Consider the following 15,984-nt stretch of genomic DNA (forward strand, 5'->3'; position numbering starts at 1 on the left):
AGGTGACGTCGGCGGACGGCCCGGGTCAGCGCCCCACCGCGTACCCCTGCATCCCGCGCGGATTCGCGGCGGCGGACAGGATCCCGGTCTCCGGATCGCGGGCGACCGCGCACAGCCGTCCCTCCGACCAGGCGCCGCCGACCGTGACCCGGTGCCCGCGCCGCCGCAGCCCCGCCACGACCTCCCCGTCGGTCCGCGCCTCGACCGTGACGCTGCCGGGGTGGGTCGCCCGTGGGTAGAACGAGCTCGGGAAGGAGTCGTTGTGCCAGTTCGGGGCGTCGATCGCGCCCTGGAGGCCGAGTCCGCCGCGCTCGCCCGCGCCGAGTGCGACGGCGAGGAAGAAGTGCAGCTGCCACTGGTCCTGCTGGTCCCCGCCGGGCGTGCCGAACGCCAGCGCCGGTACGCCGTCGCGCAGCGCCAGGGTGGGCGACAGCGTCGTACGGGGGCGGCGCCCCGGGGTCAGCGTGTTCGGCAGCCCCTCCTCCAGCCAGGCCATCTGGAGCCGGGTGCCGAGCGGGAAGCCGAGCTCGGGGACGACCGGGTTGGACTGGAGCCAGCCGCCGCTCGGGGTCGCGGCGACCATGTTGCCCCAGCGGTCGACCACGTCCAGGTGACAGGTGTCGCCCCGGGTGGCACCGCTCGGGGCGACGGTCGGCTCCCCGGTGCCCGCAACCCGTACGTCGGCGTCCGCGCCACGCGCGCGTAGCGCCTCTCGGGCGATCCGGGGCGGACGCCCGCCGGGGCTGCCGGGCCGCAGCTCGTACGAGGCCTCGGCGCCCACGAGCGCGCGCCGGGCCGCGTTGTAGTCGTCCGAGAGCAGCTCGGTGAGCGGCACCTCGGCCGCGTCCCCGTACCAGGCCTCCCGGTCGGCCATGGCGAGCTTGCACCCCTCGACCAGGAGGTGGACGTACTCGGCGGATCCGTACGGCGGCAACTCGTCCGGAAGCAGCGCCAGTTGCTGCAGGAGCGCCGGGCCCTGGCTCCAGCCGCCCGCCTTGCAGACGGTCCAGCCGTTCCAGTCGTACGTCACCGGGTCCTCGTACGTCGCGGACCACCCGGCGAGGTCGGCCGCCGTCAGGGTGCCGCTGTGGCGCTCGCCGCTGGTGTCCAGGGTGGGGCGGCGCGCCTGCGCGACCAGCGCCTCGGCGACGAACCCCTCGCGCCAGATCCGTCGGGCCGCCTCGATCTGCCGCTCCCGGCCGTCACCGGTCGCGGACGCGCGCGTGGACGCCGACTCCTCGATGAGGCGGCGCCAGGTGCGCGCCAGGGCCGGGGTGCGCAGCAGCCGCCCCGGGCGCGGGGCGCGGCCGCCCGGCAAATACACCTCGGCCGAGGAGTGCCACTCGCTCTCGAAGAGCGTGCGCATCCCCTCCACGGTCTCCCCGATCCGCTCGACGGGCGGATGCCCGTCCTCGGCGTATCCGACGGCGTACTTCAGTACGTCGGCGAGCGGCTTGGTGCCGTGGTCGCGCAGCAGGAGCAGCCAGGCGTCGAAGGCGCCGGGCACGGCGGCCGCGAGCGGGCCGGTGCCGGGCACGAGGTCCAGGCCGAGCGAGCGGTAGTGGGCGGCCGTCGCCCCGGCGGGCGCGGGCCCCTGGCCGCACAGCACCCGCACCGCGCCCCCGGCCGGGGCGAGCAGGATCGGCACCTCGCCGGCCGGGCCGTTCAGATGCGGCTCGACGACATGGAGGACGAAGCCCGCCGCGACGGCGGCGTCGAAGGCGTTCCCGCCGTCCTCCAGGACGGCCATCGCGCACTGCGAGGCGAGCCAGTGGGTGGTGGAGACCATCCCGAAGGTGCCCTGGAGGGTGGGCCGGGTGGTGAACGACGTCTGCGGCACATGGAAGGCACGGGCTATGTGATCGTCCATCCCGGCAGGCTAACGACGCCCGCCGTGGAATGTCAGACCCCCCGTCTACGGTTGATTCTGCTCGGAACGGATGGAGGAGCAGCGGTGCACGGTGAGTACAAGGTCCCCGGCGGCAAGCTCGTGGTGGTGGATCTGGACGTCGAGGACGGCGTGCTGAGCGGTGTGCGGGTGGCGGGCGACTTCTTCCTCGAACCGGACGAGGCGATCCTGGCGATCAACAGCGCGCTGGAGGGCGCCCCGGCCGACACGGACGCCGCCGGGCTCGCGGCCCGTATCGACGCGGCGCTGCCGCCGGGCACGACGATGTACGGACTGACGTCGGAGGGCGTCGGCGTCGCGGTCCGCCGCGCGCTCGCGCACGCGACGGACTGGACGGACTACGACTGGCAGCTGATCCACGACGGCCCCCAGTCCCCCGCCCTGCACATGGCGCTGGACGAGGTGATCACCGCCGAGGTCGCGGCCGGGCGCCGGCCGCCCACCCTCCGGGTGTGGGAGTGGGGCGCCCCGGCGGTGGTGATCGGCAGCTTCCAGTCGCTGCGCAACGAGGTCGACCCGGAGGGCGCCGAGCGCCACGGGATCACGGTGGTGCGCCGGGTGTCCGGCGGGGGCGCCATGTTCATCGAGCCGGGCAACACCATCACGTACTCGCTCTCGGTCCCCGACGCCCTGGTGCAGGGCCTGTCCTTCGCGGACAGCTACGCCTACCTGGACGACTGGGTGCTGGGCGCGCTCGCCGACATGGGCGTGAAGGCCTGGTACCAGCCGCTGAACGACATCGCCACGGACGCGGGCAAGATCGCGGGCGCCGCGCAGAAGCGGGTGGTCGCGGACGAGGGCGCGGTGCTGCACCACGTGACGATGGCGTACGACATCGACGCCGACAAGATGCTGGAAGTCCTCCGCATCGGCCGCGAGAAGCTCTCCGACAAGGGCACCAAGAGCGCGAAGAAGCGCGTGGACCCGCTCCGCCGCCAGACGGGCCTGCCCCGGGAGGCAGTCATCGAGCGGATGATCGCCTCGTTCCGGGGGCGGTACGGGTTGGCCGAGGGCCGGGTCACGGACGAGGAGATGTCCCGCGCGCGGGAGTTGGCGGAGACGAAGTTCTCGAACGAGGAGTGGACGGCGCGAGTGCCGTGACGCTTCGCTGTGAAGTGGGGTGAGGGGTGGTGACTTGTCTGCGGGTCGTGGTGGGCTGGTCGCGCCCACGCGGCGGAGCCGCACAATGACACAGCCCCGCGCCCCTAGGCGCACTGCGACAAAGCCGCTCAGCCAGCACCCGCCCCGTATTCTCGCCTCCCCGGTCCCATCAGCCCCGTATAGACCACCACCGCCGCCCCCAACCCCACGGCCCACCCGTAGTCCGCCAGCGGCTTCAGCAGCGGGAGCAGGCCGTCCGTCGGGAACGGGCCCAGCTTCTTACCCTTGTCGTCGACCGTCGAGTACGAGCCGCCCACCGCCAGCACGCCGCCGATCGCGAACGCGGTCACCGCGCGCCAGTTCCAGCCTGCCCGGTACCAGTAACGGCCGCCCGGGCGGTACAGGTCGGGCACGTCGAGGACCGTGCGGCGGATGATCCAGTAGTCGGCGATCAGGATGCCCGCGACCGTGCCGAGCAGGCCGCCGACCACGCCCAGCCAGGTGAAGATGTACAGCTCGGGCGTCGACGTCAGCTTCCACGGGAAGATGACGACACCGACCACGCCAGTAATCAGCGCGCCCCTGCGGAACGTGATGAAGCGGGGCGCCAGGTTGGCGAGGTCGTACGCCGGGGAGACCACGTTCGCCGCGATGTTGACGGAGATCGTCGCGATCAGGACCGTGAGCAGCGCGAACAGCAGCCCGAAGACGTTGTCGGTCCGGGCCACCAGCTCCACCGGATCCCAGATCGGCACCCCGTACACCGCCTGAGAACCGGACGTGACGAGCACCGACAGCAGGGCGAAGGCCGTCATGGTGGTCGGCAGGCCGAGGGTCTGGCCCCACACCTGGGCGCGCTGGCCCTTGCCGAAGCGGGTGAAGTCGGGGATGTTCAGGGACAGCGTCGCCCAGAAGCCGATCATGCCCATCAGCGACGGGAAGAAGACCGGCCAGAAGTCGGGCCCCCAGCCGTGCTTGGAGGGCTGGTCGAGCAGCGGGCCGAGGCCGCCCGCCTTGTGGGCGATCCAGATCAGCAGCACCACGGCCCCGACCAGGACGAACGGCGCCGCCCAGTTCTCGAACCGGCGCAGGGTCTCCATCCCCCGGTAGATGATGGCCAGTTCCAGGGCCCAGAAGAGGACGAAGCACAGCCACAGCGTCCAGGGCTCGCCGCCGATCTCGGAGGCGTCGGCCCAGCCGCCGAAGACCTTGCCGAGCAGCACGAAGACGCCCTGGCCGCCGATCCAGGTCTGGATGCCGAACCAGCAGCAGGCGACCGCCGCGCGGATCAGCGCGGGCAGATTGGCGCCGCGCAGCCCGAAGGAGGCCCGGGCGAGCACCGGGAAGGGGATGCCGTACTTGGGTCCGGCGTGCCCGGTGAGCAGCATCGGGACCAGCACGATCACATTGGCGACCGCGATGGTGAACACGGCCTGCTTCCAGTCCATGCCCAGGGCGACCAGACCGGAGGCGAGCGTCCAGGAGGGGATGTTGTGCGCCATGCCGACCCAGAGAGCGGCGAAGTTGTACGTGGTCCAACGGCGTTCCCCGGGCGGCACCGGCCGGAGGTCGTCGTTGGCGAAGCGGCTGTCCGGCGGGGCGTCCGTGGGTATGGCGGTGTCGGTCATGGGCGGGCCATCCGTTCGGGGGACGAGGAGGGGGCGAACGGGCCGTGGGGGGGGCGGGTTACGGGGACGGGGACGCCCGGTGCGGGCCGGGCGCCCCCGGATTCCTCAGCTGAGCGCCGGGATCACCCGCTCCCCGTACGCGTCGATGACCTCTTCCCGCGCGTCGTGCATCGCGTACACCGCGAACTGGTCGACGCCCAGGTCGCGCAGCGCCTTCAGCTTCTCGATGTGCGCCTCGACGGGGCCGAGGAGGCAGAAGCGGTCGACGATCTCGTCGGGGACGAAGGCGGTGTCCGGGTTGTCGGTGCGGCCGTGGTGGCTGTAGTCGTAGCCCTGGCGCGCCTTGATGTAGTCGGTGAGCGCCTCCGGCACCAGGCCCGAGTGCTCGCCGTAGCGGGCCACCAGGTCGGCGACGTGGTTGCCGACCATGCCGCCGAACCAGCGGCACTGCTCGCGGGCGTGGCCGAGGTCGTCGCCGACGTAGGCGGGCGCGGCGACGCAGATGGTCACGGAGGCGGGGTCGCGCCCGGCCTCCACGGCGGCCGTGCGGACCGCCTTGACCATCCACTCCGTCAGGAACGGGTCCGCGAGCTGGAGGATGAACCCGTCGGCCTTCTGCCCGGCGAGGGCCAGCGCCTTCGGTCCGTACGCCGCCATCCAGACGGGCAGCTTGCCGTCCCTGACCCAGGGCAGTTTCAGACGCTGTCCGTCGACCTCGGCCTCGCGGCCCTCCGCGAGGTCGCGGATGACGCCGATGGCCTCGCCGAGGCGGGCCAGGGTGTTGGGTTTGCGACCGGCGACGCGCATCGCGGAGTCGCCGCGGCCGATGCCGCACACCGTGCGGTTGCCGTACATGTCGTTGAGGGTGGCGAAGGTGGAGGCGGTGACCTCCCAGGTCCTGGTGCCCGGGTTGGTCACCATCGGGCCGACGTGCATCTGCCGCGTGTGCTCCAGGATGCGGCTGTAGATGACGAACGGCTCCTGCCAGAGGACCGCCGAGTCGAAGGTCCAGCCGTAGCGGAAGCCGTTGCGTTCCGCGCGGCGCATGAGGCCGACGACGGTCGAGGCGGGCGGGTCGGTCTGCAGGACGAGTCCGAAGTCCATGTGGTGCTGCTCCTGGTTACTGGCCGAGGTACTGGGAGGTGGCCCGCGGGGTGTAGACGCCGTGTCCGGCGCGTCCGGTGAACTGCCGCTCGTGCAGGACGAGTTCTCCGCGCGAGAGGACCGTCTCGACGCGTCCGGTGATCCGCCTGCCCTCGTACGCCGAGTAGTCCACGTTCATGTGGTGGGTCTCGGCGGAGATGGTCTGCTCGGCGTGCGGGTCGTAGATGACGACGTCGGCGTCGGCGCCCGGTGCGATGGTGCCCTTCTTCGGGTACAGCCCGAACATCCGCGCGGGGCTGGCGCAGGCGATCTCGATCCAGCGGCGCCGGGTGAGGTGGCCGTCGAGCACCGCCTGGTGGAGCAGGTCCATCCGGTTCTCCACGCCCGGCAGCCCGTTGGGGATCTTGGAGAAGTCGCCCCGGCCGAGCTCCTTCTGCCCCACGAAGCAGAACGGGCAGTGGTCGGTGGAGACCACCTGGAGGTCGTTGGTGCGCAGCCCCCGCCAGAGCGCGGCCTGGTGCTCCTTGGGCCGCAGCGGCGTCGAGCAGACGTACTTGGCGCCCTCGAAATCCGGCTCGGCCAGGTTGTCGGTGGAGAGGAAGAGGTACTGCGGACAGGTCTCGCCGAACACCGGAAGCCCCATGTCCCGGGCGGCGGCCAGCTCGGCGACCGCCTCCTGGGCCGACACGTGGACGACGTAGAGCGGCGCCCCGGCGACCCGGGCCAGCTGGATCGCCCGGTGGGTGGCCTCGGCTTCGAGCAGGGCGCGGCGCACCTCGCCGTGGTAGCGCGGGTCGGTGCGGCCGGCGGCGAGCGCCTGCTCGACGAGGACGTCGATCGCGATGCCGTTCTCGGCGTGCATCATGATCAGCCCGCCGTTGGAGGCCGAGCGCTGCATCGCCCGCAGGATCTGGCCGTCGTCGCTGTAGAAGACGCCGGGATACGCCATGAACAGCTTGAAGGAGGTGATGCCCTCCTCGACCAGCAGGTCCATCTCCTTGAGCGTGTGCTCGTTCACATCGGAGAGGATCATGTGGAAGGCGTAGTCGATCGCGCACTTGCCGTCCGCCTTGGCGTACCAGGCGTCCAGGCCCTCGCGCAGCGCGTGGCCCGGCGACTGCACGGCGAAGTCCACGATGGTGGTGGTGCCGCCCCAGGCGGCGGCCCGGGTCCCGGTCTCGAAGGTGTCGGAGGCGAAGGTCCCGCCGAAGGGGAGCTCCATGTGGGTGTGGGCGTCGACTCCGCCCGGGATGACGTACTTGTCGGACGCGTCGATCGTACGGTCGGCGCTCCAGCTCTGCGCCGCGCTCGACCCGTGTGCGGCGAGCGCCGCGATGCGGCCGTCCTCGATCAGTACGTCGGCGTGGATCTCGTCGGCGGCGGTGATCACCAGACCGCCGGTGATCAGGGTGCGGGTACTCATGGGTGGTGCTCCCTTTCGTACGCGTACAGGTCGTACACGTTCAGGCCGAACTAGACGCTCCGCAGCGCCCGTTCCAGGATCGTCGCGCCCTCCTCCGCCTCCGCCACCGTCAGGGACAGCGGTGGGGCGATCCGTAGCACGCTGGTGTTGTGGCCGCCGCCCTTGCCGATGAGCAGGCCGCCCTCGCGTGCCGCTTCGAGCACGGCGGCCGCCGCCTCCGGGTGGGCCTCGTCGGTGCCCGGCTTGACCAGTTCGATGCCCGCCATCAGGCCCCGGCCGCGCACCTCGCGTACGAGCGGGAGCTGGGCCGCGACGGCCCGCAGCCGCTCGATGAGCAGACCGCCGACGCGGCGCGCGTTGCCCTGGAGGTCGTGTTCGAGGAGGTACGAGAGGTTGGCGAGGCCGGCGGCCATGGTGACCGGGGAGCCGCCGAACGTCGAAATGGAGTTGGCGTCCAGGCAGTTCATGACGCGGGCGCTCGCCACCACACCGCCGATCGACATGCCGTTGCCGATGCCCTTGGCGAAGGTGAGGATGTCCGGCGGACCGTTCTCGGCGTGCGCCTGCCAGCCCCAGAAGTGCTCGCCCGTGCGGCCCCAGCCGGTCTGCACCTCGTCGCTGATCCACAGGATGCCGTGCCGGTCGAGGACTTCGCGGAAGGCGGCGTAGAGCCCGTCGGGCGGCGAGGTGAAGCCGCCGACGCCCTGGATGGGCTCGGCGATGAGCGCGGCCACCTCGCGGGTGTGCCCGAGCAGGTCTTCGAGGTCCGCCACGCACGCGTTGATGAACTGACGGTCACTCAACTCCGCGTAGGGGCCCCGGGAGCGGACGCCCCCGTGCACGTACAGCGTCTGCAGCGGCGACAGGCTCGTCGGCGACCAGGCCTGGTTGCCGGTGATGCCGACCGCGCTGAACGAGCGGCCGTGGTAGCTGTTGCGCATCGCCAGGATCTGGTTGGAGCCCCTGTACGCGGTGGCGAGCAGCAGCGCCGTGTCGTTGGCCTCGGTGCCGGAGGTGGTGAAGAAGACCCGGGCGTCCGGGATGCCGGAGAGGTGGGCGATCCGCTCGGCGAGCTCCACCATCGGGCGGTTGAGGTAGAGCGTCGAGGAGTGGATGATCCGGCCGGCCTGGTCGGAGACGGCCTTGGTGACCTCGGGCAGGGCGTGGGCGGTCATCGTGGTGAGGATGCCGCCGAAGAAGTCGAGGTAGCGCTTGCCCTCGGCGTCCCAGACGTGCCGGCCCTCGCCGTGGGTGATCTCGATCGGGTGCCGGTAGTAGAGCGCCAGCCACTCGGGCAGGACCGCGCGGTGGCGGTCGAAGAGGGCGGTCACGGCTTCACCAGCCCTTCGTAGGCGTCGGGCCGCCGGTCGCGGTAGAACGCCCACTGCTGGCGCACCTCGTCGATGAGGCCGAAGTCGAGGTCCCGGACGAGGAGTTCCTCCTCCTTGTCGCTGGCGGTCTCGCCGACGAACTGGCCGCGCGGGTCCACGAAGTAGCTGGTGCCGTAGAAGTCGTTGTCGCCGTACTCCTCGCGGCCGACCCGGTTGATGGCGGCCACGAAGTACTCGTTGGCCACCGCCGAGGCGGGCTGTTCCAGCTGCCAGAGATAGGCCGAAAGTCCACGCGAGGTGGCGGAGGGGTTGTAGACGAGCTGGGCGCCGTTGAGGCCCAACTGTCGCCAGCCTTCGGGGAAGTGGCGGTCGTAGCAGATGTAGACGCCGACCCGGCCCACGGCGGTGTCGAAGACCGGCCATCCCAGGTTGCCCGGTTTGAAGTAGTACTTCTCCCAGAAGCCCTTCACCTGGGGGATGTGGTGCTTGCGGTACTTGCCGAGGTAGCTGCCGTCGGCGTCGATCACGGCGGCGGTGTTGTAGTAGAAACCGGAGCCCTCGATCTCGAAGACCGGGACGACGATCACCATCCCGGTCTCGCGGGCGAGCTCCTGCATCCGCCGCACGGTCGGCCCGTCCGGCACCGCCTCCGCCCACCGGTAGTGCTCGGGCTCCTGCACCTGGCAGAAGTACGGGGCGTTGAAGACCTCCTGGAACCCAATGATCTTCGCACCCTGCCGGGCCGCCTCGCGGGCGTGTTCCTCGTGTTTGGCGATCATGGATTCGGTATCGCCGGTCCAGGTGGCCTGGACCAGTGCGGCACGGACGACATTGGCCATGAGCTGCTCCTTAAACGGGCCGTCAGCCAGGCATCCACACGCGTAGACCGCGTGTGGATGAGACCGTAAAGCCCGTCACGCACCGTGGCAAGACCATCGCCGTTACGCCACGAAGTCGATCACGTTTCCCTCGGTACGGGGCCGGGCAGCCGGGCCCAGTTGCCCCGCCGGGCGTGCCTCAGCAGCACCGGGTCCGCGCCGACGACCACCGGGTGGCCCACCTCGGCGAGCAGCGGGAGGTCGGCCGCCTCGTCCGCGTACGCGTAGCAGTCGGTGGCAAGCAGGGCGTGCTCGCGCAGCAGGGCGCGGGCCGCGTACCCCTTGCCCTGGCCGCGCATCGGGGCCTTCGGCCGGGCGCAGAGCACGGCGTCGGCGCCGAGTTCATGGGCGAGGGGCGCGACGGCCCCGGCGGACGCCTGTGTCACCAGGACCACCAGGTGGCCCCGGGCGGCGTGGTCGTGCAGCGCCGCCAGGACCGGCGCGTGCCAGAGGCGGCCGAGCGGCGGCCCGGGGCCGTCGCGGTGCGGTTCGGGCAGCTCGGGCACGGCCAGGAGCGTGCCCTCGACGTCGAAGAACGCGGCGGCGGTGGGCGTACGCGGCCGGGGTGTTCGCGGCTGGGCGGTGCGGGAGTCCATGTCCATCGGTACGGACCCTGCCCAGCCGCGCCCTCACCTCAATCCGAAAATTTCAACGTTCTGTTGCAATTCTGGCCACCCGGAAGGCGTGCACGACGTCTCGCCGCCGCCCTTCGGAGACCGCCCCGGCGGCGGCGAGCAACTGCGGCCCGAGCCGCGCCGGGGCGTGCGCGGCCAGATGCGCCGCGTCCTCCGGCGTGCGGACCCGGACGAAGGCGCTCAGCAGCGCGGCCGCCTCGCGCTCGCGCCCGGCGTCACCCAGCGCGAGCACCGCGTCCGCGATCTGCTCGGCGGGCCGGCTCACGCCCTGGCGCAGCAGCCGGTGGCAGTCGGCGCCCTGCCCGGCGGCGGCGAGCGCGTCGGCCGCGGCGGCCAGCCGGTCGGGCGGCAGCGAGGCCGCCTCCCACAGCAGGGTGGCCCAGTCGGCGCCCAGGCCCGCGCGGTGAAGCTCGCCCGCGAACAGCGGCAGCAGGGCGGCGGGCCCGGCGGCCGCCTCGCACAGCACGGCGTGCGCCTCGCCGGTACGGCCCCGGGCGCGCAGCCGCACCAGCCGGACGACGGCCTCGCGCACGCTCCGGCGCTGGTCGCGGTCGTCCGCCCGCTCCTGCCGCTGCTCGCCCTTTCCCCGGGCGTGCTCGGGTTGCCTGCGGGTGTGCCAACCGCTGCCGAACCGGGCCCCGGTGGGCGCGGCGGCGGCGACCGGCGGCAGTAAGGGCCCGCCGTCCTCCGCCTCCGCCGCGTCGGCCTCGATCCCGGCGAACCGGGCCCCGCGCGCGATGCGGCGCGCGGCGGGGCGGGGCGCGGGGACGCGGGGCGCCGGGTCGGCGGCCGGGCCGCCCGACCCTCCGGGCGGCCCGGGTTCACCGGACGCGCCGGGCCGGGCGGGACCGCCCCGCACGCTCGGGCCGTCCTCCCCCTCGGCCGGGTCCCTGGGCCGCGCCACCGCCCGCTCGCTGAACCAGCCCCTCGGGACCTCCGGGCCCAACGCGGCGATGCGGGCGCGCAGTTCGGCGCAGCGCGCGGTCGCCCGGGCCAGGTCGTCCTGGATCCAGGCGAGTTCGGCCGGGGCGGCGCCGGGCAGCCGGTCGGCCGCGTACGCCTGCTCGCGGAGCATCAGGGCGAGCCTGTCGCGCAGCGCCTCGCGGCCGCCCGGGCGGGCGTCGTACGCGGCGGCGGCCGCGGTGTGCAGCGCCCGCGCCCGTACCGTCTCGCGGGCCACCGCCTCCGGGCCGTGCGTCGGCGCGAGGTCCTGGAGCAGCGATTCGACCACGTCCCAGGGCGGGATCTCGCTGCCGTCGAGACAGGCCGCCATGCCGTCGGGGTCGCGCCGCAGGAAGACCCCGTACCAGCCGTCGTACCGATCGAGCAGGGCCGTCATCCGACCCAGGTATTGCATGAACACCCCGATGTCCACCGGGAGTTGATTCACCGTCATGGCGCGATCCCCCAACCGCTCGACTGAACCCCCACGGTCCGTGGGCATTCGATACCCGCCGTATTGCGCCCGTGTTACGCCGAGGTCTTCGCCGCGATACCGGCGTGTGGCCACGCGTCGAACGGGGTGGTGATGGAAGAAGTCGCGCGCCCCCGACCGGCGCCCCCCCGTGCGCCCCGCGCCCGTCACACCGCCGAGCCCCGCCCGGGGTTGTCCGCGTGCGTCAGCGTCTCCCAGGCCACGAACAGGTCGTCGGTGCCCGCCGGGCGCTGCCGCTCGGCGAGCTTCTCGGTCTCGGGGAGCTTCAGGTGCATCCGGTTGCGCAGATGGTTGAGGGCGACCTCCACGTCCGGGCCCATCGTGCGCTCCACCTTGCCGCCGCACAGCCACGGCGGGGCCGCCTCGCCCAGCTGGTAGCGGGCGTGGAACTCCAGGGCGGCCCGCAGCCGCTCGGCCGTCGGCCCGTACAGGTCGACGCCCTGCTGCCAGGCGGTCTCCGCGATGTGCCCGGAGGCGGCCAGCGAGTAGCCGATGTGCATGAAGTTGCGGCAGGTCTCCTGGCCGAGCCCGTCGGCGTAGGTGCGCTGCCCGAACCAGTACGTGGCCAGCTTCTCCGGGGTGTTCATGGTGCCGCCGGGCGGCGGTTTGGGCAGCTTCCCGTCGGAGCCGAGGTAGAAGTACGCGGGCACCCGCGCCCGGTAGCGGGCCAGGGACTCGGTGAACAGCTCACGGTCCTCCACGAACACCGCGATGCCGATGGCCGCGTCGGTCATCGCCAGTTCCCAGTTGCCGTTGTAGTCGGGGACCTTGGCGGTCACCGCGGGCAGATAGGCCTTGCGCAGCATCCACTTGAAGCGCTGGACGTCCGCGGCGCCCCACTTCGGGTAGCCCGCGTGCACGATGTCGGCGGCGCGCGCCCAGGAGGAGCCCGCCCAGGCGGTCTGCAGGCCCGCGTTGCCCTCGGTGTGCTCCTTCATCACCTTCGACCAGCCGTCCATGATCTCGACGGCCTTGCGGGCGTGCGCCTCGTCACCGCCGACGGACCAGAGCAGCGCCTGGGTGTACGCGGCGATCGCGTCCTCGCGCTCGGCCAGACAGGAGGGCGGCCCGGCGTTCGGCGGACACGGCACGACCTCGGCGGGGTGCGGGGTGTAGGCGAGCGAGCCGTACCGGCTGGTGCGCATCTTCTCGTACGCCGAGCGCCAGGGCTCCCGTCCGGCCCGGACCCTCTTCCGTACGGCGTCCAGCTGACTCCCGCCGATCACCACGCCGGGGTGATGGAAGGCGGTGACGGTGTCGTGGTCGGCGGTGGCGGAGACGCGGGACGCGGGGGCGCAGGCGGCGAGGACGGCGGCGAGCACGAGGGCGGTGGCGAGGCGGGGCCACGTGGGGGTGGGCGGCTTGGGCACGGTTCCACGGTGGCGGGGGCGGCCTCCGGCCGCAGGATCTGTTGCGCCGACCGGCTGTACGCCCCGTTAGGGGCGCGGGGCTGTGACATTTGCGGCTCCGCCGCGTGGGCGCGACCAGCCCACCACGGTCCGCAGACGAACGAAGGGGTTACGGGACTAGACTCGCCCTCATGGTCCGCACCCCTCTCACCCCCGAAGAGCGCGAGCGCGGCGAACGGCTCGGCCGGTTGCTGCGGGCCGCGCGGGACGGGCGCAGCATGAGCGAGGTCGCCGCGGCCGCCGGGCTCTCCGCGGAGACCCTGCGCAAGATCGAGACCGGCCGCGCGCCGACCCCGGCGTTCTTCACCGTGGCCGCGCTGGCGTCCGTACTCGGCCTCTCGCTGGACGAGGTCGCGGGGCACTGCACGCCGCTGGCGGCGTAAGCACTTCGCCGGTGGCGGTTCGTCTGCGGACCGTGCGTGGCTGGTCGCGCCCACGCGGCGGAGCCGCAAATGTCACAGCCCCGCGCCCCTGGGGCGACTCGGCAAAGCGGGGTTGCACAACATCAGCCACCGGCACTTCAGCCCGCCTCCGACCCCTCCGCCGTCCACCCCGGCACCTGAAACCGCGGCGCGACATCCCGCCGGTGCACTTCCTCCCCGCAGGACCGGCACATGATCGCCGGGTCCAGATCCGCCCCGCACGAGTGCCGCCACACCGTCGGCGGCACATCCGCCAGGTGGCGGTCGCCCCAGCGCATCAGCATCAGGAGCACCGGGCGCAGCTCCTGTCCCGCCTCGGTGGCCCGGTACTCGTACCGCGCGGGGCGCTCGTTGTAGAGCACCTTCTCCAGGACGCCCGCGTCGACGAGCCGGCGCAGCCGGGCGGTGAGGATGTCGCGGGGGGCGCCCACGTTGCGGGCGATCGCGTCGAAGCGGTGCACACCGAAGAAGACCTCGCGCAGGACGAGCAGCGCGTACTTCTCCCCCACGACCGCCAGCGCGTCGGCGATCGAGCAGGGCCGGGAGTTCTTCTGCGACGTCGTCATGGCTCCACGGTAAGCCAGGAACGGCAGTGCATTGGATTTTCCAACCCATCGGGTTACAGTGGGTCCACTTTTCCAACCTACTCGCCGGTAGCGCGGGTGGGACCCGAGCGGAACCGAGGAGCACGCGATGCGTGACGCCGTGATCGTGGAAGCCGTCCGTACCCCGATAGGAAAGGGAAAGCCGGGCGGGGCGCTCTCCCAGACGCACCCCGTCGAACTGCTCGCCCACACCCTGCGCGCCCTCGTCGAGCGCAGCGGTGTCGACCCGGCGCTGGTCGACGACGTGATCGGCGGCACCGTCGACCAGGTCGGCGAGCAGGCCATGAACACCACGCGGTACGCCTGGCTCTCCGCCGGGTTCCCCGACACCGTCCCCGCGACGACCGTGGACCGCCAGTGCGGCTCCTCGCAGCAGGCCGTGCACTTCGCCGCCCAGGGCGTGATCTCGGGGGCGTACGACCTGGTCGTGGCCTGCGGGGTGGAGTCGATGAGCCGGGTGCCGATGTGGTCCAACGTGCCGGCCGGCAAGGACCCGTTCGGCCCGGGCGTGGCCGCCCGCTTCCCGGAGGGCCTCGTCCCGCAGGGCATCAGCGCCGAGCTGATCGCGGCGAAGTGGTCGATCGGGCGCGAGCGGATGGACGAGTTCGCCACCGCCTCGCACCAGAAGGCCGCCGCGGCCTGGAACGCCGGGCTCTTCGACGACGAGACCGCGCCGATCGCCGGGCTGACGCGGGACGAGTCCGTACGCCCCACCACGACCCCGGAGATCCTCGCCGGGCTGAAGCCGTCCTTCGTCGACCCGAACTTCGCCGAGCGGTTCCCGCAGATCGACTGGTCGGTGACGGCGGGCAACAGCAGCCCCACCAACGACGGCGCCTCCGCCGTCCTGATCACCTCCAGCGAGACGGCGGCGAGGCTCGGGCTTCGCCCGCTCGCCCGGCTGCACAGTTTCGCGGTGACCGGCTCCGACCCGATCCTGATGCTCACCGGAGTCATCCCGGCGACAGAAAAGGTGCTGCGCAAGGCGGGACTCGGCCTCGCTGACATCGACCTCTTCGAGGTCAACGAGGCCTTCGCGAGCGTGGTGCTCGCCTGGCAGCAGGAGACCGGCGCCGACCCGGCGAAGGTCAACGTGCAGGGCGGCGCGATCGCGCTCGGCCACCCGCTGGGCGCCAGCGGCACCCGGCTGATGACCACGCTGGTGCACTCCATGCGGCAGCGCGGGGCGCGGTACGCCCTCCAGACGATGTGCGAGGCGGGAGGGCTCGCCAACGCCACCGTCCTGGAAGCCCTCTGACACCTCCTCAGCCCGCGTCACCCGTACGGCCGTCTGCGTGAGCGCTCCACCCGACCGGTATAGTAATTGGAATGGTAGAGATCAAGACGGATGCACAGATGGACGCGATGCGGGAGGCCGGGCGGGTGGTCGCGCGGGCGCTCGCCGCGGCGCGGGACGCGGCGGGCGTGGGCGTGAGCCTGCTGGACCTCGACACGGCGGCCCACGAGGTGCTGCGCGCGGCGGGCGCCTCCTCGCCGTTCCTCGGCTACCACCCGGACTTCGCCCCGGTGCCGTTCCCGGCCGTCGCCTGCGTCTCCGTCAACGACGCCATCGTGCACGGCGTCCCGGACGGCTACCGGCTGCGCGACGGCGACCTGGTCAGCGTCGACTTCGGCGCGGTCCTGGACGGCTGGGCCGGGGACTCGGCGATCAGCTTCACGGTCGGCCGGGCGCGCGGCGAGGACGTCCGGCTGATATCGACGGCGTACGAGGCACTGGAGGCGGGCATCGCGGCCGCGACCGTGGGCAACCGCATCGGCGACATCGCGCACGCGATCGGCAAGGTGTGCCGGGGCGCCGGTTACGGCATCCCCGAGGACTTCGGCGGCCACGGCATCGGCCGCGAGATGCACGAGGACCCGGGGGTGCCCAACGAGGGCCGCCCGGGCCGGGGCATGGTGCTGCGGCACGGCATGGTCCTGGCGATCGAGCCGATGCTGATCGCGGACGGCACCGACGGGTACTACCCCGCCCCGGACGGCTGGACATTGCGCACGGTGACCGGGGTCCGCGCGGCGCACACCGAGCACACGGTCGCCATCACGGACTCCGGGCCGAGGATCCTGACGCTCGTGTGAACCGCGT

General features: G+C 72.5%; 14 protein-coding genes. 4 read left to right on the top strand and 10 right to left on the bottom strand.

The genetic code is table 11. The annotated features are described in order from the left end of the window. Window positions 1–25: 25 nt before the first annotated feature. Window positions 26–1,870, bottom strand: coding sequence for a gamma-glutamyltransferase family protein (locus tag IE252_RS19560; protein WP_190090729.1), 1,845 nt, complete (start codon window positions 1,868–1,870; stop codon window positions 26–28). An 84-nt stretch (window positions 1,871–1,954) separates the two neighbouring features. On the opposite strand from IE252_RS19560, the gene lplAB reads away from it, so the two are divergent. Beyond that, window positions 1,955–3,010: a lipoate-protein ligase LplAB gene (lplAB, locus tag IE252_RS19565; RefSeq protein ID WP_190090730.1), complete on the top strand. Its 1,056-nt coding sequence runs from the start codon at window positions 1,955–1,957 to the stop codon at window positions 3,008–3,010. A gap of 128 nt (window positions 3,011–3,138) precedes the next feature. Here the strand turns inward: lplAB and IE252_RS19570 are convergent, their stop codons facing one another. From IE252_RS19570 to IE252_RS19605, 8 genes are all read right to left on the bottom strand, one after another. Beyond that, window positions 3,139–4,638, bottom strand: a complete 1,500-nt coding sequence (locus IE252_RS19570) for an NCS1 family nucleobase:cation symporter-1 (protein WP_190090731.1) — start codon at window positions 4,636–4,638, stop codon at window positions 3,139–3,141. 105 nt (window positions 4,639–4,743) lie between these two features. Then, window positions 4,744–5,742: a TIGR03842 family LLM class F420-dependent oxidoreductase gene (locus tag IE252_RS19575; protein ID WP_190090732.1), complete on the bottom strand. Its 999-nt coding sequence runs from the start codon at window positions 5,740–5,742 to the stop codon at window positions 4,744–4,746. Window positions 5,743–5,758: 16 nt separating this feature from the next. Beyond that, complete coding sequence (gene hydA / locus IE252_RS19580) at window positions 5,759–7,165, bottom strand: dihydropyrimidinase (RefSeq protein ID WP_190090733.1); 1,407 nt, start codon at window positions 7,163–7,165, stop codon at window positions 5,759–5,761. Between the two features lie 50 nt (window positions 7,166–7,215). Continuing rightward, a complete protein-coding gene (locus IE252_RS19585; RefSeq protein WP_190090734.1) occupies window positions 7,216–8,496 on the bottom strand; it encodes an aspartate aminotransferase family protein in 1,281 nt (426 codons plus the stop codon). After that, a complete protein-coding gene (locus IE252_RS19590) occupies window positions 8,493–9,335 on the bottom strand; it encodes a nitrilase-related carbon-nitrogen hydrolase (RefSeq protein ID WP_190090735.1) in 843 nt (280 codons plus the stop codon). The genes IE252_RS19585 and IE252_RS19590 overlap by 4 nt, the downstream gene beginning before the upstream one ends. Before the next feature lie 119 nt (window positions 9,336–9,454). Continuing rightward, window positions 9,455–9,976, bottom strand: coding sequence for an HAD family hydrolase (locus IE252_RS19595; RefSeq protein WP_190090736.1), 522 nt, complete (start codon window positions 9,974–9,976; stop codon window positions 9,455–9,457). Between the two features lie 46 nt (window positions 9,977–10,022). After that, on the bottom strand, window positions 10,023–11,405 hold the full coding sequence (locus IE252_RS19600) for a hypothetical protein (protein ID WP_190090737.1): 1,383 nt from the start codon (window positions 11,403–11,405) through the stop codon (window positions 10,023–10,025). A gap of 185 nt (window positions 11,406–11,590) precedes the next feature. Next, window positions 11,591–12,814 carry an alginate lyase family protein gene (locus IE252_RS19605; protein WP_190090738.1) on the bottom strand — a complete coding sequence of 408 codons (1,224 nt, stop codon included), beginning with the start codon at window positions 12,812–12,814 and terminating at the stop codon, window positions 11,591–11,593. A gap of 170 nt (window positions 12,815–12,984) precedes the next feature. Here IE252_RS19605 and IE252_RS19610 point away from each other — a divergent pair, with 170 nt between their 5' ends. Then, complete coding sequence (locus IE252_RS19610; protein ID WP_101390849.1) at window positions 12,985–13,236, top strand: helix-turn-helix domain-containing protein; 252 nt, start codon at window positions 12,985–12,987, stop codon at window positions 13,234–13,236. A gap of 137 nt (window positions 13,237–13,373) precedes the next feature. On the opposite strand, the gene IE252_RS19615 is transcribed toward IE252_RS19610, so the two are convergent. After that, on the bottom strand, window positions 13,374–13,841 hold the full coding sequence (locus tag IE252_RS19615) for a winged helix-turn-helix transcriptional regulator (protein ID WP_190090739.1): 468 nt from the start codon (window positions 13,839–13,841) through the stop codon (window positions 13,374–13,376). A 127-nt stretch (window positions 13,842–13,968) separates the two neighbouring features. Between IE252_RS19615 and IE252_RS19620 the strand changes: the two genes are divergently transcribed. Then, window positions 13,969–15,138 carry a thiolase family protein gene (locus IE252_RS19620; protein WP_190090740.1) on the top strand — a complete coding sequence of 390 codons (1,170 nt, stop codon included), beginning with the start codon at window positions 13,969–13,971 and terminating at the stop codon, window positions 15,136–15,138. 71 nt (window positions 15,139–15,209) lie between these two features. Beyond that, window positions 15,210–15,977, top strand: coding sequence for a type I methionyl aminopeptidase (gene map / locus IE252_RS19625; protein WP_190090741.1), 768 nt, complete (start codon window positions 15,210–15,212; stop codon window positions 15,975–15,977). Window positions 15,978–15,984: the final 7 nt, after the last annotated feature.

Source organism: Streptomyces melanogenes, from assembly GCF_014649795.1.
Lineage (GTDB): Bacteria > Actinomycetota > Actinomycetes > Streptomycetales > Streptomycetaceae > Streptomyces > Streptomyces noboritoensis.

Excerpts from the sequence above, each read along its gene's own strand:
- IE252_RS19600 (WP_190090737.1), bottom strand. The coding sequence starts at position 11,405 with ATGACGGTGAATCAACTCCCGGTGGACATCGGGGTGTTCATGCAATAC.
- IE252_RS19560 (WP_190090729.1), bottom strand. The coding sequence starts at position 1,870 with ATGGACGATCACATAGCCCGTGCCTTCCATGTGCCGCAGACGTCGTTC.
- map (WP_190090741.1), top strand. The coding sequence starts at position 15,210 with ATGGTAGAGATCAAGACGGATGCACAGATGGACGCGATGCGGGAGGCC.
- IE252_RS19615 (WP_190090739.1), bottom strand. The coding sequence starts at position 13,841 with ATGACGACGTCGCAGAAGAACTCCCGGCCCTGCTCGATCGCCGACGCG.
- IE252_RS19610 (WP_101390849.1), top strand. The coding sequence starts at position 12,985 with ATGGTCCGCACCCCTCTCACCCCCGAAGAGCGCGAGCGCGGCGAACGG.
- IE252_RS19570 (WP_190090731.1), bottom strand. The coding sequence starts at position 4,638 with ATGACCGACACCGCCATACCCACGGACGCCCCGCCGGACAGCCGCTTC.
- IE252_RS19575 (WP_190090732.1), bottom strand. The coding sequence starts at position 5,742 with ATGGACTTCGGACTCGTCCTGCAGACCGACCCGCCCGCCTCGACCGTC.
- IE252_RS19595 (WP_190090736.1), bottom strand. The coding sequence starts at position 9,976 with ATGGACATGGACTCCCGCACCGCCCAGCCGCGAACACCCCGGCCGCGT.
- IE252_RS19620 (WP_190090740.1), top strand. The coding sequence starts at position 13,969 with ATGCGTGACGCCGTGATCGTGGAAGCCGTCCGTACCCCGATAGGAAAG.
- hydA (WP_190090733.1), bottom strand. The coding sequence starts at position 7,165 with ATGAGTACCCGCACCCTGATCACCGGCGGTCTGGTGATCACCGCCGCC.
- IE252_RS19590 (WP_190090735.1), bottom strand. The coding sequence starts at position 9,335 with ATGGCCAATGTCGTCCGTGCCGCACTGGTCCAGGCCACCTGGACCGGC.